Genomic DNA, 18,376 nt, shown 5'->3' on the forward strand with positions numbered 1-18,376 from the left:
GCCGAATCGGCTGAGAATGTCTTCCGTGGCCCAGACGGCACACCCTAGGACGGGGTGTTGCCTTCGGCCTGAATGCTTTTGAGAATGCGATCGAGAAGACCGTTGACGAACTGCGGGCTGTGCTTGCCGCCGAAACGTTTGGCCAGTTCGACCGCTTCGTTGATCGCAACACGGGCCGGCGTATCGGAGTAGATAATCTCGAAAGCCCCTAGCCGCAGCAGGTTACGATCTGTTGCTGCCATTCGGCGAAGGCTCCAGTTGTCGGCGAAACGCTCTAACTGCATATCGATCTTACCGCGATGCTCGCGGGTTCCGACCAACAAGTAGCGGCCAAAGTCGATCAAATTGTCGTCGTACTTCAATCGCGCACGCAGAAACTGATCCGCCAAGCGGGGGTCCGCATCGGGGTTAAGATCCTCTTGGTAAAGGATTTGCAGAACTACTTCGCGCGCTCGACTGCGTCTTGCCATGGGAACCTGAAGAATGCCTCGTCTCGAATATCATCCGGCCGACTGAAAAACGTGCATCAGAGCGGTGTCGACCAGATCTGTTGAATTATAGCGAGCAAGCGAAGCTCATGGTTTCGCGTCGGGCAGATTTCGCAGAAGTCCCATCATTTCCAGGGCTGCTTCGGCTGCCTCGACACCTTTATTACCGACAGCACCGCCAGATCGACTGATCGCTTGCTCGACGGTGTTGCATGTCAGCACCCCGAAAGCGACAGGAATCTGGCACTCCAAAGCCAGGTTGCCAAGTGTTTGGCTGACTTGGGTGTTAATGTGGACGTCGTGGGTCGTTTCACCACGAATCACGCATCCCAGACAAATCACCGCGGCATACTTTCCGCTACGAGCCAAAGCGGCGGCAGCGAGCGGGATCTCCCACGCCCCAGGCACTTTGGCAACGTCGATGTCGGCATCGGAAATACCGCGGCTCTCGAGCGTTTGCAACGAGCCGGTGAGCAGTTTGTCCGTAATCGAATGATTGTAAGTCGAAACGACAATCGCGACACGGACGCCAGTGGGACGGTAATCGGTACCAGTAAAGATGTTGGGCATGATTTGGATTGGTGTTCAGTTTACAGTGTTCAGTTTTCAGCAAGAGGAAGAAAGAACTCTTCGACCAGTGAAGTCATCTTGAGGCGAGAAGCTTACCGTCTTCTCGCCACTGAGAACTGAACACTGAACACTGAAAACTATCCCCCCAACTCCCTCTCGCTACCAATAAGAGAGGAAGCCGCCATTGTCAGAAATAAGCATGCATCGTGCGCGAGCTACTGCACATTCATGCTCATCAGGAATTCGGCGTTGGTTTTGTTCTTGCTCATGTGACCGAGCAGGAATTCCATCGCGTCCGGAGCGTTCATTTCATTTATCACGCGACGCAAGATGCACACGCGGCGATACTCTTCCGGATCCATCAGCATTTCTTCGCGACGCGTACCGCTGGCATTGATGTCGATGGCAGGCCAGATTCGTCGATCGACCATACGGCGGTCGAGTACGATTTCCTGGTTCCCTGTCCCTTTGAATTCTTCAAAGATGACGTCGTCCATACGGCTGCCGGTGTCGACCAACGCCGTCGCGATGATCGTTAGTGAGCCCCCTTCTTCGACTTTACGAGCCGAACCGAGGAATCGCTTCGGTCGCTGCAGCGCGTTAGCGTCCAGACCACCGGATAGCAGCTTGCCGGAAGGTGGGCATTCGCTGTTCCAAGCACGTGCCAGGCGCGTGATCGAGTCGAGGAAGATCACCACATCGGTGCCAAACTCGACCATCCGTTTCGCCTTTTCAATCACCATTTCGGCGACTTGAACGTGACGGGATGGCGGCTCGTCGAAGGTCGAACTGATCACTTCACAGTTCGGTCCCTTCACTTGGCGTTCCATGTCGGTAACTTCTTCCGGACGCTCGTCGATCAGCAGCATAATGCAGTAAGCGTCGGGATAATTCGTCAGAACGGCCTTGGCCATGTTCTGCATCATGATCGTCTTCCCCGCACGTGGCGGGCTGACAATCAGACCACGCTGACCGAAGCCGATCGGCACGATCAAGTCGATGATGCGACCACTCACTTCGTCCGGAGTCGTTTCCATTCGGATCCGATCGTCCGGATGCAGCGGCGTCAGATCGTCGAAGAAGACCTTCTGCGCGGCGACGTTTGGATCTTGATAGTTGACCGCTTCCACTCGCAGCAGTGCGAAGTAGCGTTCGTTTTCCTTGGGTGGGCGAATCTGACCGGTCACAATATTGCCGGTCTTCAAGCCGAAGCGACGGATCTGGCTTGGCGAGACGTAAATATCGTCTGGGCACGACAGATAGTGGTAGTCAGGGCTACGCAGAAAGCCGAAACCATCCGGTAAGATCTCTAGCGTTCCCTCGCCATACATCAGGCCCGACATCTTCACGCGTTCTTTGAGAAGGCGGAAGATCAAGTCCTGGCGGCGCGAACCGGTAACGTCCTCGAGGTTCTCCTTGCGAGCTTCTTCGATAAGCTCTTGCATCGACATCTTCTGGAGCTCAGCGATGTGCACTTCGCCTTGCTTGAGTTGCTCGAACTGCTCGTCGTCCTCTTGCTGTTCTCCGCGATGCTTGCCGCGAGCGATCTGCTCGGCGAGCGACATCGGCTCGGGTCCGTCGTCGTAATGATTGTTCGAGCGGCGGTTGTTCGATCCGCGCGACGAACGATGACCATCCGATGAATGGTTCGAGGAAGAATCAGAAGATTGGGGCGAGTTGGGCATGGGATGATCGACTTGGTCTGAGGTCGCATCGCCCGATTCCGGCAAAATACCGGCACCAAACGAACTGGCGTCCTTCGAGACCCGGGACGTTAGTTTGTTATTCGATTTCGAATTCGAACTGTTATTGCTATTTCGATTTGTCGTAGTGTTTCTGTGTGCCATAGGAGAATGTTCTCCAAGAGAAGTATCCTGGCCAGAGTTCCGGAAAGGGAATGCCCCTTAACTAACTATGCAGACCGGCAACCTATCGAGGCGGTTCATTTATGGGGATGAAGGCGTCATCAGGGACGCCGGCTGTTCCAGGAATGAGGAGGAGACTCTTTCGTTGTAGCAAAAGGCTCGAATGTTCGCGAGGCGATATTCGAAGGAATCCGAGTCTTCGTAAATGGTTGTCAATTAAAGGGGTAACGATAATTCGGGCAGCTTAAGACGCAGGCAAGTTCTCGGCCCCCACCTTTGTCTTAAGGTGGGTTTCATCGCCACTAAATTCTGCGACGTCGGATGTCTCGATATTGATACGATAAGGAAAATGTTTAGGGAAGTTCTCGCGGATTACCGCGACGCCCTGGCGGGAGGAGCGATGTGCCGATTCCAAAAGGCTTCAATCGCTGCTTGCAGCTGGGATAAGTCGTCGTCGTTCTCGATGGTTACATCGGCGAGCTGACGTTTGACCTCTAATTTTTCCTGCGCGGCCTCGCGAATGTCAAACTCATTTTCCGTCCAGTTTCGCGCAAGTGCCCTCGCAAGACGATTTTCTCGAGACGAGTCGATGTAAAGAACATAATCACAATGGCTTATCCATCCGGCTTTGATCATCACCGGAGCATCGACCACGAACGCCGCAGCCCCCGACTTTTGGGCCGCAGCAATCGCTTGTTCCAACTGCTGCCCGATGCGGGGATGCGATATCTTTTCGAGATCGGCGAGCGCCGCTCGGTGCTCTTGGGAATCACCGAAAACGAGTTGGGCGAGCTTCGGTCTGACAACATTCCCTTGCTCGTCGAATACGGAAGACGAAAATCTCGTTCGGATCGCTTCCTTCGCGTCTGGCATTTCCAGAACGCGATGCCCCGCTTTGTCGGCGTCGAAGACAATCGCTCCTAAGGCTTCCAAGGCCTTCGTTGCGGCGCTCTTTCCAGAAGCGATTCCACCCAGGATTCCGATCGTCTTCATCGCGGTACCAGCCTGGCAATTTCTAAGGGTTACCTGGAAGTTAAAAACGAGCCAAGCTTTGGCTTTTTTCAAAGGGGCCTGTCCCCTTTGGTGGACACTTCTGATCAGTCTTCCAACGAGACCGGTTCGCACTCGGCCCAGTTCATGCCAGACTCGACATCGACCACCAACGGAACGTCCAACTGCACGGCGTCAGTCATCTCAGGCAGCATGAGTTTTACCAACGCTGGCACTTCTTCTGGGGGTGCTTCGAAGACCAATTCATCGTGGATCTGCAGCAATAGCTTCGCTTGCAGATCCGATTCACTCAGCGCTTTGTGCACGCGAATCATGGCCAGCTTGATAATGTCAGCAGCGGAACCCTGGATGACTGAGTTCACTGCGGTCCGTTCCGGCATCAACAACTGCCGCGCCATTCGGTCTCGCTTCTGAGGGGAACGAACGCCGTCAATCTTACGGCGGCGTCCCAGAATCGTTTTCACCGATCCATCTTTGAAGCATTGCTGCAAGGTGTTTTCCATGAAGTCGTCGACGCCGGGATATTTGCGGAAGTAAGCATCAATGAAACCAAACGCTTCGTCCTTCTCGATATCCAAACTCTTCGCCAGCCCGAATGCGCTTTGTCCGTAAACGATTCCAAAGTTAATCGCTTTGGCGCTACGACGTTCGTTCGACGTGACTTCATCGAGCGGAATGCCATACACCTCTGAGGCAACTTTGGCATGGATGTCTTGATTGTTGTGATACGCTTCGCGGAGCGCTGTATCTTTCGAGTAATGTGCCAGCACGCGCAGTTCGATCTGCGAATAGTCGGCACACACTAAGACCCAATCTTCACGACTTGCTTTGAACGCCGAACGAATTTCCTTCCCTTCCTGGGTCCGAATCGGAATGTTCTGCAAGTTCGGCTCGTTCGAGCTAAGCCGCCCTGTTGCCGCCACCACTTGATTGAACGACGTGTGTACGAGATCGGTCTTAGGACAGATCATGTTCGGCAACGCATCGATGTAGGTGTTCTTCAACTTGGCGTATTGTCGATAGTCGATAATCTTTTGCGGCAATGGATCTTGCTTGGCCAGCTGCTCAAGCACCTCCGCATCGGTCGATGCCCCCGTCTTTGTCTTCTTGATGACAGGGAGCCCTCGCTTCTCGAACAAGATCTCGGCCAATTGTTTAGGCGATGCAATGTTGAACGGTTGCTCGGCGATCTCGTAGATCTCTTTCTCCAGCGAATCGAGTCGCTCGCCGTACGTATCGCTGAGCCCTTTCAGCCGCTGCGTATCGACACGAATGCCGTTGAATTCCATCTCGACTAAGACATCGATCAGCGGCACTTCGACATCGTCAAACAGGTTTTCCAACCCTTCTTCCGCAAGCCGATCCCCTAAGATTTCATATAGTCGAAACGGAATGTCGGCATCTTCGCACGCGTAGTACGAAACCTTTTCGAGCGGCACTTCGCTCATCAAGATCTGTTTCTTACCGGTGCCGATCAGTTCGCTGATTTTGACGGTTTCGTGCTGAAGATAACGTCGCGCCAGTTCGTCTAATCCGTGAGAGCGTGCTCCAGCCTCTAACAGGTAATGGGCAATCATCGTATCGAAGTCGACACCCGCCAATTCGACACCGACGCCACGGAAGACGATCTCGTCGTACTTCAGATTCTGCCCCACCTTCTTGATGTTGGCATCTTCCAAAACGGGGCGAAGAATCTCGATCGTTTCTTCCAACGGCAAGCTGGGATCGTCCTCAGGAGACTGGATCGGAATATACCGCGCAGTGCCAGGTTTCCAGCAAACGGAGATCCCCACCAAGTCGGCCCAACGGGGACTGGTATGGGTTGTCTCGGTATCGATCGAGATTCGCATCTCTTTCGAGAGAACGTTGACCAGTTCTTTCAGCTGATCGATGGTCGTAACCGATTGATAGTCGAGTTCAAATGCTTCGAGCGCACTTTCGCCACTTCCATCCGCGGTTTCCGTGGCGAGACTTTGCAGCTGCTTGGAAAGCGTTCGGAAACCAAACTCGTCGCACAGTGCTTCGCACGCCTCGCCGTCGACTGGCGTCACAACATACTTGGCCCAGTCCCATTCCAACGGAACATCATCTCGCAAGCGAACGAGTTCTTTGCTGATCATTGCCAGTTCGCGGCCGTTGGTGATGTTCTCTTTCCGCTTTTTGCCGGAGATCTTGTCGACGTTATCGAGCACGCCTTCCAAGGTTTCAAATTGACCGAGCAAATCCTTGGCGATCTTCGGACCGATCAAGGGAATGCCGGGGACGTTGTCGACCGAGTCCCCAACCATCGCTTGAAAGTCGACGACCTGTTCCGGACGCACGCCCCAGTCATTCATCAGCGACTCGGCCGTGTAGAACGCATCTTTACGGACGTTGTAAAGCCGAACGTTGTCAGTGATCAGCTGACGGCAGTCCTTGTCGGTGGTGACCAGCGTGCAGCGGCCCCCCTTCTCTTCCACCACTTTCGCGGCCGCGGCAAGGACATCGTCCGCTTCAAATCCTTCAGAAGCTAAGACCGGAATGGTCATCGCCTCGAGCAAGCGGCGAATGCCTTCGATCTGGGAAGGCAGCTCTTGCGGCATCTCTTCGCGATTGGCTTTGTATTGGTCGTACAACTCGTTGCGAAACGTCGGCCCTGAAAGATCAAACGCACAGATCAAATAGTCAGGCTTCTTCTTTTCCAGCAGAAAGACCATGTCTCGGGCAAAGCCGTAAATGGCTGCCACCGGCTGTCCAGCCGGACCGGTCATTGGAGGAATGGCATGAAAGACCTGAAAGATCAGCGAGTGGGAGTCGACAATCCAGACATCTTTGTCCCGCAAATCGGTTGGATCGCCAGCCGGCTGCTTGGCAGGAGCAGGGCTCGGCGTTTTTTCCGAAATTTCCTTCGCCTCATTCGTGTCGAAACTTAGCGACGTTTGCCGGGTGCGATTTTTCATCATGCCAATCAGGTAAAGGTAGTGCCGAGGGCGTTTTGAGCGTAGGCTTCTGCACGTAGATTATTGTGCAGTAACGAGTTACGAACAAGAAGCAATGCGGAATGCCCCATTTTCGCCGAAATGCGATATTTCACCAGAACTCCCTGAAGCTACGTTGCCAAAAATAAACGTGTTGCCAAGGGGCATCAATCGCATAAATCCTTTGTCATACAACGACTTACGAAAATGTCATTTCATTGACTTTCGTGCATTCCCCGTGTACACTTATCGTGCTGGCAAAGCTTTGACCAGCCACACACTCATCCCAATCGCCAAGCCGCTCCTCGGTTCACTAATCCTTAACACGAAGCTCTGGCGGGGCTTTCGTCATCGCAAGAATCCGTGATCCCTACCAGTGGCAGGATTGGCATTTGCCCTAGCTTTGACTAATTTAGGCAAACTGGGGAGACCGTACTTCCGCGAACCGGCTCCCTTTCCTTGTCGCCCTCAGGAGAATTCCGCTCATGGCAGCCCGTGATAACCAAGGTCTTCAAATCGCCGTGATCCTTATGGTCATGATGGTCGTCGGTTTGGGGATCACGACAGGCGTGTTTTATAACGCGAACCTGAAAGCCCAAACGGAAGCCGACGAAGCCAAGTCGCAATCGCAGCAATACTCGTCGCAACTGCGTCAGATCCAAGGGGATTTGAACCGTTTGAAGGTCATCATCGGGCACACCGAAGAAACGGCCATGGACGAGATCGAAACCCAGTTCACCAGCGACGTAGCCGCGTTTGTCGCGGATGAAAATGGCACGCCAGCCGACGTTCAAGCTTTGAACTATCGCAAGATCCCTGTTGAGCTTCGCAACAAGTACTCGACTCTCGAACAGCAGCTTTCCTCGGCACGCGAGCAAATCACAGCTTTGCAAGCCGAACGCGATTCGATCCGTTCCACCGCCGATTCGGCCGTCGCCAAGGCCAAAGCCGAAAAAGACGCTGCCGACGCCAATTTGCGTAAGCTGACCGCAGAATACCAATCGGCTCGCCAATCGCTGCAGGATGACCAGAAGAAAGTCCTCGCCTCGAAGCAAGCCATCGAAGGTCAAGTGGCTAAGGTCACCGCCCAGTTCACCCAAGAAAAGAAGGTGATGGAAAAGGACAACGATGACCTGCAGAAGCTCGTCGAAGGCCTGAAGAAAGTCACCCAAGACCTTCAACCGAAGATCACCGATCGTCCTGACGGTAAAGTGGTTTGGTCGAACCAGCGTGAAAAAACCGTCTGGATTAACCTCGGTTCGCAAGACATGCTTCGCCCACAAATGACGTTCAGCGTTTATCCTGTCGGCCAGGAAAACCTCGCGGACGCTCAAGCGAAAGCTTCGATCGAAGTTACCAAGATTCACGACGGTCATCAGGCCGAAGCTCGTATCACCAACTTCGACAGCACCAATCCTGTGATGCCTGGCGATACCATCTTCACCCCGATCTGGACCCCTGGTCGTCCTGAGAAGTTCGCTATCGTCGGTTTCATCGACATCGACGGCGACGACAAAGACGACACCGAAGACCTGCGTCAGCTGATCGAAACGGCTGGCGGTCAGGTGGCTGCTTACGTCGACGAAACTGGCTCGATCAAGGGTGCTCTGACTCCAGATATTCGCTACTTGATCTTGGGCGAACGTCCAACGGAAAAGACCTCCGAAGGTGGCCTCGCTGCTTACTCGCAGATGAACGAAGCGGCCCGGGCCAATGGTATTCAGCCGATTCGTGTCGACCAGTTCATCGACTGGGCTGGCTATGTCGGTGCGGAAGAACTGGTTCGCTTGAACGCTGCCTCGAAGCTGGAAGAGCTTGAAGCTCAAGCCGAAAAGGAAAAAGCAGGCTTCCAGAAGCGACGTCCGTCCGGCAACAGTGCTTTCTAAGCGGTTGCCGATCCACCGATGGCTGGCGTCATCACGACAATTTAAAGCCGAGAGTTTTTGCTCTCGGCTTTTTTTACGCGCAAACTTCGCGCAGACTTGGGGTACATTTCTCGCACACTTGAAGAGACCATGTCATGATCATCACCACAGGCAACGATGTCGAAGGGCATCGAGTTGTTGAGTACCTCGGATTGGTTCGCGGCATCGTCGTTCGCTCGACCAGCATCGCTCGCGGGTTCATCGGCGGCATCCGATCGATCGGGGGTGGTAACATTCCCGAGTATGCCGCTGTGTGTGAAGAAGCTCGCCAGCATGCGTATGACTTGCTGCTTGAGCATGCTCGCCAGCTTAACGCCGATGCGATCATCGGAGTGCGTTACGACGCGACGGAGTTCACCCAGGGATCGACGGAAGTCTTAGCCTATGGGACTGCCGTAAAGATCGAGCCAAAGGCCGACTAGCCGGTCGTGGCTTCTTTATGCACCAAGCTGTCGGCCGCGATGGCCTGCTTCCACAGATGGAAGCCAAAGAACTCTTCGCCCAAATGGGTTAGTTCATCATGCAGCTCTTGGAACTTCTCTAGCTGCATCGCCGAAACCAACAAACTTGGGTCAACAAACAAGCTCGCGGGATGCGTCAACTGAAGCTCGCGACCGATCTTCTTCAGCAGCATAGAGTCGTGCGAAGACAACTCATGCTTCTTACAAAGATCAGTAAACAACCGCTGCGGGTTATCAAGATTCCAAGCGGCCGTGTTTTCTTGCCACCGCGAAAGAGCCCAGATCAGCGTCGCAATCAACAGCACAGCCACGACCAGGATGATCACGTGTGGGATGTTGATGTGAGCGTTGTCGGCACGGAAGTGCTCTCCCATCGCTCGGAAGTCGACCATTTGCTGGTCGGCGAAAATCAGAATGTCCCAAGCAGTCGCCATCGTTTGTTGCTCCTACGTGGGGACCTGAGCGCTGGCGACCGACTTGTCGATCGCTGGCGGAAGGGACTTGGTTCCCGCGATCCGTCGCAAACTCGACTCGGCGTTCTCGCGCACGCGAACGTTGCGATCAAGCATCGCTTCACGCAGCGCCGTGACCGATCGCGAAGAAGGACAGCGCGAAAGCAGCTTGGCCGCCTCGGCTCGCAGGAAATGATCTTCATGCCCTAAGGCTTTGATCAAGTCAGCTTCCATGTCCAAGTGATTGTCCATCACTTCAATAATCTTCAACGCTCGCAGCCGACGATAACTCGCATCGTCGTTCATCTCGGCGGCCAGCAATCGCTGCGTGTTGGCATCGATGCCCCGCACCAAGCGACCGGTGTTCTTCTGAGCTTCGGGGCTCATCTTATCGAACGCCGACAGGAAGCGAGGGAAATTGAACTCGGCGAGCGCGTTGCGAACGGTGTCTTGGACGACCAGTTGGGGACTGTCCAAATGCTGTAACAGCAACTTGATCGCCCCAGGGATTCCGCGGGGTCGAAGCTGACGCAATGCTTCGGCACGCACGGCGGAATTCGGATCGCTCACCGCGTCGAGAATCAATTCATTCGTCGCGGGATCGATATAGCTGGCCAATTCTTCCAGGGCGGCCAGACGACCGCTCGAGTGGCCAGAGTTCGCCACCATCACCAACATCTTGTAAAGCTTTTCCGACCCTATCGACGTCGACATGGCCATATGAACCGCAGCCGCTTGCTGCAAGCCATTTAGCTTTTCCAGCACGTGACGATGCTCGTCGGCCCACGCCACTTTCGTAAGCTTGGCCAGATTGCGGCGCACCGTATCGTTGACATTCCCTTGAATTCGCATCGTCAATTCCGACATGAAAGCCGGATCGTGACGCAGGCCGATGATGTTCAGCACCGGAATGCTCGGGTGCATATCGGTCAGCGAACTCAGCACTAAGTCAATCAGCTCTGGACGCGAACTGTGCCGTAGAAATCGAATCAGCGACGCATGTGCAGGATGACTGGTGTTGTTCCAGGCTTCGCGAAGCAATTGGTTTTCGCGTGTGACGAGCACCAAAAACGCTTCCAGAATGGCCAGCGACTCGTGCTGCTCGAAGTGGGTGATGCAATCGCTGAGGGCTTCGATCGCGCGGCTCCGCACCGATTCGACGCCGACACTGTTGTTGGCGTTGCGTAGCTGCTTACGCAGATTGGCAGCCAGATTCACCAGCGTGTTTCCGGCAGAATCGCGGTACGAGTTGCCAGAGTCGCGCACGATGAGCGCTAAAGCAGGGATCAAATCATATTCCGGCACCTGGTTCAGGATCTCTAAACCGAGGGCGAATTGTTCGTTATCGTTTGATTGGATCAGCTCGCGGATGGCGATTTCCAGCGAGATACCGGAAAGTTCGATCCAACTACGCTGGACTGGAGTGAACTTTCGCCAACGCTTCACCAACGCCCTTTGAGCGACCAGGTGACGTTGATGCAATAGTGCGGAAAGAGCCGCCTCGCGTATTTCGGAATAAGGGGAATCGAGCGCATCTACCAAGACCGGAACCGCTGCATGGTTTTCCGTTTTGGTAAATAGCTGAAAGGTCTTTTCGATTCCGGTCGGCACGTTTCGATTCCCGCTGCGGGTCTGATTCGCACTGGCCTCCAAATAGCCAGAGTCGAGATCCACTACAGGAAAATCTAGTTTTCCCCGCGCGAAACCGCCGTGAGAAACGGTCCGAAATCATGATCGCCCCAACCGAAAGCCTGCACAATCGTCACAGACCGAACAAAGAACGACCGACATAGGGGGCAAGTCAACGCGATTCTAGTGGTCAGCAATCCCCCTGCAAGCGGCAATCTACTATTTACACAGTAGAACGGTGCGGCTGAGGATACGAAAGTGCTTTGAGAGTTACGTCCCAAGCATGGCCTATCGGCGCGTTTATTCTTTCTGTTCCCTCGCCCTTCTCAATCGTGAGGGATAGCGTGAGGGTTGGTGCAGCGGGCACTCGCTCGCCTCTCACCCGAACCCTCTCCACAAAGGGTTGAGGGGACAGGAAGTAGAGAGGCTTTCGATGCTACGCTTCAGGGGCTCAGCATCAACTAGCCCGATCCCAAACTTAGATATTAAACTGCCGCAGCACCAAATCGCAGACGTCGGTGTCGGCCATTGGTGTTTCTGGGTAAACCCCTTTTTGATTGGAAAGGAGCACACCGCGCTGGGCGTCCGTTTTGGCTGGTGCCCCGTGCGAGCCTTTCACAAGGGTCGCGTCGAGTGGGATCGACTTGGTCGCCATGTCGACGTGCAATTCGACAGGGTCGTAGCCTGGCTTGCGATGGATGTCGACGGTTCGGGCAAACTTCGGCGCGTTGGCATCGTCGAGCCAGTAGTAATAGGCCTGCCAGCTGTTGGCGGTCGAAACAAGCACCACGTCGCCGCTACGTTCGTGATTCAGGAAGTACTTTTCGCGATCGTCGCCGGCCAAGACCTCGGCGATCCCTTCCTGCCCTTGGAACAGTTCCACCACTTTGGCGATTGTGTCGGCGTCGCGATCTTTCACGTAGACGTGCGACAACTGATGGTCTGCCACGGCGAATGCGTCGCTGCCGCGGTAGTCGATCGTTTCGCCATCGTCGCCGCTATTGACGGTGAGCAGGTTCGCCTCGCGGAGGACGCGGTTGGGGTACGTCACGTGATCGACAGGAACAATCGTATATTCGCTGGCGACGAGGATCAGCACGTCTTCGCCGTACGCTTCCTTCAAGCCGGCAAACATCTCGCCCAGCACAACATCTAGCTCGGCGACTGCTTTCATGGCTGGTTCGCTGTCGGGACCGAGCTTTTGGGCCTGGTAATCGAGATGCGGGAGGTAGATGTAGAAGAAGTTAGGTTTGTGCTTCTTCGCCGTCAGCACGGCCGTGTCGGCGATCCACTTGGTGGAAGGAATCGAAGCGAGCGGCCCCCAGAAAAACTTGAGCGGGAAGTGGTCGTATTCTTTCAGCAGTTCGCCGTAATATTCGGTCGGCCGGGTATAGCACCACAGCGACTCGCTTCCGTCAGGGTTGTGGACAGGCGCCGGCATGCAAACGTAATCGGCGTTGCAGCGTTTGCTGAGCATCGGAAACCAAACGGCCGACGTCAGCGACGCATCGTGCTCTTTGAGCGTGTCCCAGATTTGCGGACGCTGGATCGCTTCGTTGCCCATCGTCCAAAGTTCGACTTCACCCTTTTCGCGGTCGTACCAACCGTTGGCAACAACGCCATGATCGACGGGCAGCATCCCGGTCATGATGTTGGTTTCGACACACAACGTCACCGAAGGAAAGCTGGGGACGAGCGTTGCCTTATCGCCATCTTGGGTAAGTGCCGTCAGGTTCGGCATGTGGGCAACGTCGGAGGCTCGCAATCCGGGAATGGAGAGAAGGACAACGTTGTCAGCCATGGGAAGGGTGCTCGCTAAAAGAACGCAGGTCAGAGATCAAACTTCAATCAAGTCACTCTAACCCGATACGCACCGCGAGAAAACCAGGGCTTCGCACGTTCGGTCTTCCTTCCCAAGGGTGACCGTTGGTGAAGCGGGTCCCCAGTTCACCCCTCACCCTAACCCTCTCCCCAAAGGGGCGAGGGAACCAAAGGAACGGGCGTCGCTGGAGCGTTACAGAAGTGGTTTCAGAAACTCGAACGCTTGCTTCGCCATGTTGGGGCCGTCGTGGCTGTGGCGGCTGAGTTCGACGTTGATGGGGCCCTGGTAGTCGATTTCTTTGAGGGCTTTAAAAATTGGTGGGAAGTCGATTTCCCCTTCGCCAAAGGGAAGATGCTCGTGCACGCCGGCTTTCATGTCTTCCAAGTGGATGTTGACGATTTGATCGCCGTAGCGGCGGATGTAATCGCCCAGGGGCGTTTCGCGTTGGCAGTGCAAGTGGCCGATATCGAGCGTCAGCTTAAAGTTGGGAGCATCGATCCGCTCGCGCAGTTGATCGAACTTGTCCATCGTATCGATCAGCATCCCAGGCTCGGGCTCGAAGCCAATCACCACGTCTCGATCGGCTGCGTACTGGAGCACTGGCTCGAGCGACGCGACTAAGCGGTTCATCGCGACGTCGAAAGACACGTCGTCGAGCAAACGACCGGACCAGACCGAAACGCAGTCGCTTTTGAGCGTTTGCGCGGTATCGATGCAGTGCCGCATGAACTCGTAACGAAGATCGCGTCCCTTCGCTTCAGGCGTGATGAACGTTGGTTCGTGCTTATGGCGAGGGTCGAGCAGGAACCGCGCCCCGGTCTCGACAACGGTTCGCATCTTGGCATCTTCGGTCGCTTTAGCGAGAAGGTCGACCTGACGCGTGGCCAGATAGGTATTGCCGAAGGGAGTCAACGTCAGGTGATCAATCGTCAGCGCGATTGCGGAATACCCGATCTCGGACAGGATCTCGACCGCGTCAAACGGGTCGTGATGGGCGAGTCCATTCGTGTTGTATCCCAGGATCATTCCTAACCGTACCTTCGACCGTGCGATGCTGCCGTGTTTTAAGCGTGTTGAAAGCGGGAGTCGGCCCGCATTTTCCCAGGGGATAAATCTACGTCGAATACATCCAGCGGCGAAGTCCCATCATGGGTATCAGCAACGCCACGATGATCACCGACCAGAGCGTTCCACATACTGCTAGAGTAATTGCCGCATTGTAAAAAATCAGCGACAGAATCGCCTGTTTGATCGTCAATTGAACGTTTCTTGGCACAGGAGAATAGATCGCCATCACGACCCGACGTCCTAAAGCCAGACTCAATAATACCAAAATCCCCCACAGCCCGAACGATTTGACCTGATCGATATCGACAATGGAAGGCTGAATCCAGGGTAAAAATCCGAGCAAACTGATCCCGATCAGCATCAATGCAGCCCCCAGTGATAGCATCGCTCGGCTGCTTTCGACTGCTTCGGTCCGAGCAAACCATGTGACGCCAACAATATAAAGCCCGATCCCCCCCGCGAACATGAATTGCCCGGTGTCGTAGCCAAGCAGCTGCCAGCTTCCGTCGAGCGGCAATTCTTTGGCCAGGCTCATGCCAAGCAAGATATTGAAGAACCGACACGCTCCCATCAGCCATGGGGCAAGTGCCGTTCGCTTGAGAACCGCGTCGTAGGCGACCACGCAAATCGACAGGCAAAGCGCGATCACGCCTCCTCGCCACGGCATCGCAGCGTAGTCGACATAAACATAGCCGCCCAACAGGGCCACCACGCAGCCGACTGCCAGCATGCCGAAGCCGGCGTTGCGAGCCGTCGCCGCGGAAATGGCACCGGATGGAATCGGGCGATCAGGTCGCTGCTGAGCATCGACTTCGCGGTCGTAGTAGTCGTTCAGGATCATCCCGGCCGAGTAGATCAAGCTCGACGCCAAGACCAGGCAGACAAACACGACGGGGGCGTTCAGATTAGCAACGCCGACGTTCGCATACGCGGACACGATGAAGAAGCCAGCAAAGATATCGGCCCAAGCGGTAAACAGGTTCGGTAGCCGGCACAACTTGCCAAAGGCAAGCCACGCGGGATCTACAGGCTTCTGGGCGGTAGTCAAATCGTCCAAGGGGTCACTCTTGTCAGCTTTTACGGCGCGAGGGGTAGGCCCACGATTGTAAGTTTTCCCGCAGGAAACGTCGAGAACGCTTCACCTCCCCAAAAAACATTAAACGTGCGAATCGCCTGACGATTCGTTTCTCGCAAACCCAACAAAAATGGCAAACGAAACGAAAAAAGCCCCGCGTCGGGCGATAGACGCGGGGCTTCGTGAGAAAAGGAAGGAACTGCAGGAGACAATCCCTTAGGCACTCTTCGTTTCGGGCATCTGGAAGAGTTTTTCGCGACCCTCGACAATCTCGCGGGTGATCGAGTAGTTCGAGCCTGGCTCTTGTTCCGGCAGGTCGAACATGATGTCGAGCATGACCGATTCGATGATCGAACGCAGACCACGAGCTCCGGTCCCTTTGGCCAAAGCACGTTGGGCAATCGCTTCGATCGCCTCTTCGGTGAATTCGAGTTCGGCGTTTTCCATCTCGAACAACGTTTGATACTGCTTCACCAAAGCGTTCTTTGGTTCGGTGATCACTTTCTTCAAACCATGCAGGTCGAGCGGTTCGAGCGAAGCGACCATCGGCAGACGACCGACGAGTTCTGGAATCAGGCCGAATTCCAACACGTCGTCGCTGGTCACATTTCGCATCAGTTCTGCGGCATCGGCATCCGACTTGAAACCGGAGGATTGACCGAAACCGATGCTCTTGCGACCCATGCGGCGACGAACGATATCGTCGATGCCAACAAACGTACCACCGCAGATGAACAAGATATTGCTCGTGTCGATCTGGATGTACTGTTGTTCTGGGTGCTTACGACCACCCTGAGGTGGAACGTTGGCGACGGTGCCTTCCAGCATCTTGAGCAATGCCTGCTGAACGCCTTCGCCGGAAACGTCTCGGGTGATCGAAACGTTGTTGGACGTCTTACCGATCTTGTCAATTTCGTCGATGTACAAGATCCCTCGCTGGGCAGCTTCCACGTCGAAGTCGGCAGCATGCAGCAGCTTGAGCAGCAGGTTTTCGACGTCTTCACCCACGTAACCAGCTTCGGTCAGCGTGGTGGCATCGCCGATGGCGAACGGTACATTCAGGATCCGAGCAAGCGTACGAGCCATCAGCGTTTTACCGCTACCGGTCGGACCGACCAGCATGATGTTCGACTTTTCGATCTCGACGTCGGAACCTTCGTGACCGACCACCAATCGCTTGTAGTGATTGTGGACAGCGACCGAAAGGACCTTCTTCGCTCCGTCCTGGCCAATGACGTATTCGTCCAAGTTGGCCATGATCTCGCGAGGGCTAGGAATTTTGTTGAACAGCTTGTTGCCGTTGCCGCGGCGGCGATTTTCCTTTTCCAGGATCTCTTTGCACAGATCGATGCATTCGCCACAGATGTACACGTTGTTGTAAACGTCGCCGGGGCCTTCGACCAAAGGACCTACTTCGCGGTAGTTGCGACGACAGAACGAGCAGAATGCATTCTTCTTGTTGGTGCTGTTGTGGCGAGTTCCACCAACGTCATTTCCTGCGGGCATGAATTAACTCCTTTCGGCTTCGCTTGGAACAGCCCCTGGCAGCGGGCGTTTGGACCTTCGAGGCATTTCTCTTGATGCGAATGCCGGCCAGGGCTGTTGTTATTTCCACGTGCTGCTCGACTGGCCATGGCTTATCGAAGCCGTTTGGCCTGGGGGCATCCTTGTCCGCAAAGAGTTCGAGCCGTATCTTCAGCCGCAGTCAGTTGCTTGTGCTTCTTGGCAACGTTCTACGCTGATACCGCTTCGCATAGGCGAAGAGAGAACCGCTTTCGACGGCTCTCATTGGTTGGCCTCCCAGGCACCACACCTCGCAATACGAAACAATCATTTGGTTTGTGCGATTGTGTTTCGCAAAACCAGACAATTTCTCCCTAATCCGTTTTGCTGGCATCTTCCGTAAAAGCGACTTCCGCTTCTTCCGAAACTATTGCTGGCTCTTGGATTCGGGCCGACATGTCCGTTTTTATCTTTCGGAATTCCTCGTCCGATAGCTCACCCCGTGAATGCATTTCGCGGAACTTTGATAGCATCGAATTGGACCCGTGTTGGTCCTCGTCCGAGTATTCGCGCCATTTTCTCACAAAGTGAAACGTTAGTGCCAATCCTAGGATGCATACCGCTAGTAGGAATACTGCGAATGCTAACTGCAGATATTGATTTTCCATCGGGACCCAGGAATCACTCTCTCGTCAAAACCGATCCACGCCGTAAACACGCCCAGGGCGCAGACAGGCCTTCAAAACCATATTATTTCCACAAACGTCACTGTCGTCCAATCCTTCGCCCGGATTGCCGTTGCCCAAATGGCAAATTGACAGCACGCCGTACTGCTGGATAGGCTAAGCGTTCTCCTATCTTCTTACTCGCAGAACAGTTAGGACATCGACATCATGCCCCGTGAAGCTACCGTTCAAAAGATCTCCGACACCGGAATTGTCGCCGTTATAAGAGCGGACAATGGGGAAGTGCTCGCTGACGTGACCGAGGCCCTCGTCGAAGGGGGTGTCACCGCTATCGAAGTAACGTTTACCGTTCCTAAAGCTCATCAGGTCTTGGAATACGTCGCTGATCGCTTTGGCGACAAGATCCAACTCGGGGCCGGCACGGTGCTCGATGCCGAGACGGCTCGCATTGCAATCCTTGCAGGGGCCGAGTTTATCGTCTCGCCGATCGTCGATCTGCCGACCATTGAAATCAGCCATCGCTACGACAAAGCGATGATGCCAGGCGCATTAACCCCCACCGAAGTCGTCAAAGCCTGGCAAGCGGGAGCGGACGTGGTCAAGATCTTCCCTTCCGATCTGACAGGGCCCAGCTATCTGAAAGCGCTCAAAGGCCCCCTTCCGCAAATTCGCATGATGCCCACCGGAGGTGTCAATTTGGATACGGCCGAATCCTTCCTAAAAGCTGGCGCCTGTGCGCTGGGCGTCGGTGGTTCGCTTGTCGAAAAGTCGGCGATTCAGAATAACGACATGGATCGTATTCGCGATCTGGCCAAGCAGTATGTCGAGATCGTCCAGCGATTCCGAGCGCAATAGTTGTTCCCC

The 18,376-nt window shown here is 54.8% G+C and carries 14 protein-coding genes; 3 read left to right on the top strand and 11 right to left on the bottom strand.

Translation table 11 applies throughout. The annotated features are described in order from the left end of the window. Positions 1–44: 44 nt before the first annotated feature. The 5 genes from nusB to polA all read right to left on the bottom strand — a co-directional run bounded on the left by nusB (position 45) and on the right by polA (position 6,876). Positions 45–470: a transcription antitermination factor NusB gene (gene nusB, locus LA756_RS10330; RefSeq protein ID WP_224439798.1), complete on the bottom strand. Its 426-nt coding sequence runs from the start codon at positions 468–470 to the stop codon at positions 45–47. A gap of 105 nt (positions 471–575) precedes the next feature. Then, positions 576–1,058, bottom strand: a complete 483-nt coding sequence (ribH, locus tag LA756_RS10335) for a 6,7-dimethyl-8-ribityllumazine synthase (protein ID WP_224439799.1) — start codon at positions 1,056–1,058, stop codon at positions 576–578. Positions 1,059–1,273: 215 nt separating this feature from the next. Continuing rightward, positions 1,274–2,533 carry a transcription termination factor Rho gene (gene rho / locus LA756_RS10340; protein WP_369123651.1) on the bottom strand — a complete coding sequence of 420 codons (1,260 nt, stop codon included), beginning with the start codon at positions 2,531–2,533 and terminating at the stop codon, positions 1,274–1,276. A gap of 762 nt (positions 2,534–3,295) precedes the next feature. After that, complete coding sequence (coaE, locus tag LA756_RS10345; RefSeq protein ID WP_224439800.1) at positions 3,296–3,916, bottom strand: dephospho-CoA kinase; 621 nt, start codon at positions 3,914–3,916, stop codon at positions 3,296–3,298. A gap of 104 nt (positions 3,917–4,020) precedes the next feature. Next, positions 4,021–6,876 carry a DNA polymerase I gene (gene polA / locus LA756_RS10350; RefSeq protein ID WP_224439801.1) on the bottom strand — a complete coding sequence of 952 codons (2,856 nt, stop codon included), beginning with the start codon at positions 6,874–6,876 and terminating at the stop codon, positions 4,021–4,023. 500 nt (positions 6,877–7,376) lie between these two features. On the opposite strand from polA, the gene LA756_RS10355 reads away from it, so the two are divergent. After that, positions 7,377–8,777, top strand: a complete 1,401-nt coding sequence (locus tag LA756_RS10355; RefSeq protein ID WP_224439802.1) for a hypothetical protein — start codon at positions 7,377–7,379, stop codon at positions 8,775–8,777. Positions 8,778–8,911: 134 nt separating this feature from the next. Beyond that, positions 8,912–9,238, top strand: a complete 327-nt coding sequence (locus tag LA756_RS10360; protein WP_224439803.1) for a YbjQ family protein — start codon at positions 8,912–8,914, stop codon at positions 9,236–9,238. Here LA756_RS10360 and LA756_RS10365 read toward each other — a convergent pair. From LA756_RS10365 to clpX, 6 genes are all read right to left on the bottom strand, one after another. Next, complete coding sequence (locus tag LA756_RS10365) at positions 9,235–9,711, bottom strand: hypothetical protein (RefSeq protein WP_224439804.1); 477 nt, start codon at positions 9,709–9,711, stop codon at positions 9,235–9,237. The genes LA756_RS10360 and LA756_RS10365 overlap by 4 nt on opposite strands. Positions 9,712–9,723: 12 nt before the next feature. Beyond that, positions 9,724–11,340, bottom strand: a complete 1,617-nt coding sequence (locus LA756_RS10370) for a HEAT repeat domain-containing protein (protein ID WP_224439805.1) — start codon at positions 11,338–11,340, stop codon at positions 9,724–9,726. Between the two features lie 496 nt (positions 11,341–11,836). Continuing rightward, positions 11,837–13,159, bottom strand: a complete 1,323-nt coding sequence (locus tag LA756_RS10375; protein WP_224439806.1) for an alkaline phosphatase family protein — start codon at positions 13,157–13,159, stop codon at positions 11,837–11,839. A 213-nt stretch (positions 13,160–13,372) separates the two neighbouring features. After that, positions 13,373–14,206 (bottom strand): sugar phosphate isomerase/epimerase, encoded by an 834-nt coding sequence (locus LA756_RS10380; RefSeq protein ID WP_224439807.1) that lies wholly within the window; start codon positions 14,204–14,206, stop codon positions 13,373–13,375. Between the two features lie 88 nt (positions 14,207–14,294). Further along, complete coding sequence (locus LA756_RS10385) at positions 14,295–15,305, bottom strand: UbiA family prenyltransferase (protein ID WP_224439808.1); 1,011 nt, start codon at positions 15,303–15,305, stop codon at positions 14,295–14,297. A gap of 234 nt (positions 15,306–15,539) precedes the next feature. Then, positions 15,540–16,829 carry an ATP-dependent Clp protease ATP-binding subunit ClpX gene (gene clpX, locus LA756_RS10390; protein ID WP_224439809.1) on the bottom strand — a complete coding sequence of 430 codons (1,290 nt, stop codon included), beginning with the start codon at positions 16,827–16,829 and terminating at the stop codon, positions 15,540–15,542. Positions 16,830–17,719: 890 nt separating this feature from the next. Between clpX and LA756_RS10395 the strand changes: the two genes are divergently transcribed. After that, a complete protein-coding gene (locus LA756_RS10395) occupies positions 17,720–18,367 on the top strand; it encodes a bifunctional 4-hydroxy-2-oxoglutarate aldolase/2-dehydro-3-deoxy-phosphogluconate aldolase (protein ID WP_224439810.1) in 648 nt (215 codons plus the stop codon). Positions 18,368–18,376: the final 9 nt, after the last annotated feature.

Source organism: Bremerella sp. TYQ1, from assembly GCF_020150455.1.
Lineage (GTDB): Bacteria > Planctomycetota > Planctomycetia > Pirellulales > Pirellulaceae > Bremerella > Bremerella volcania_A.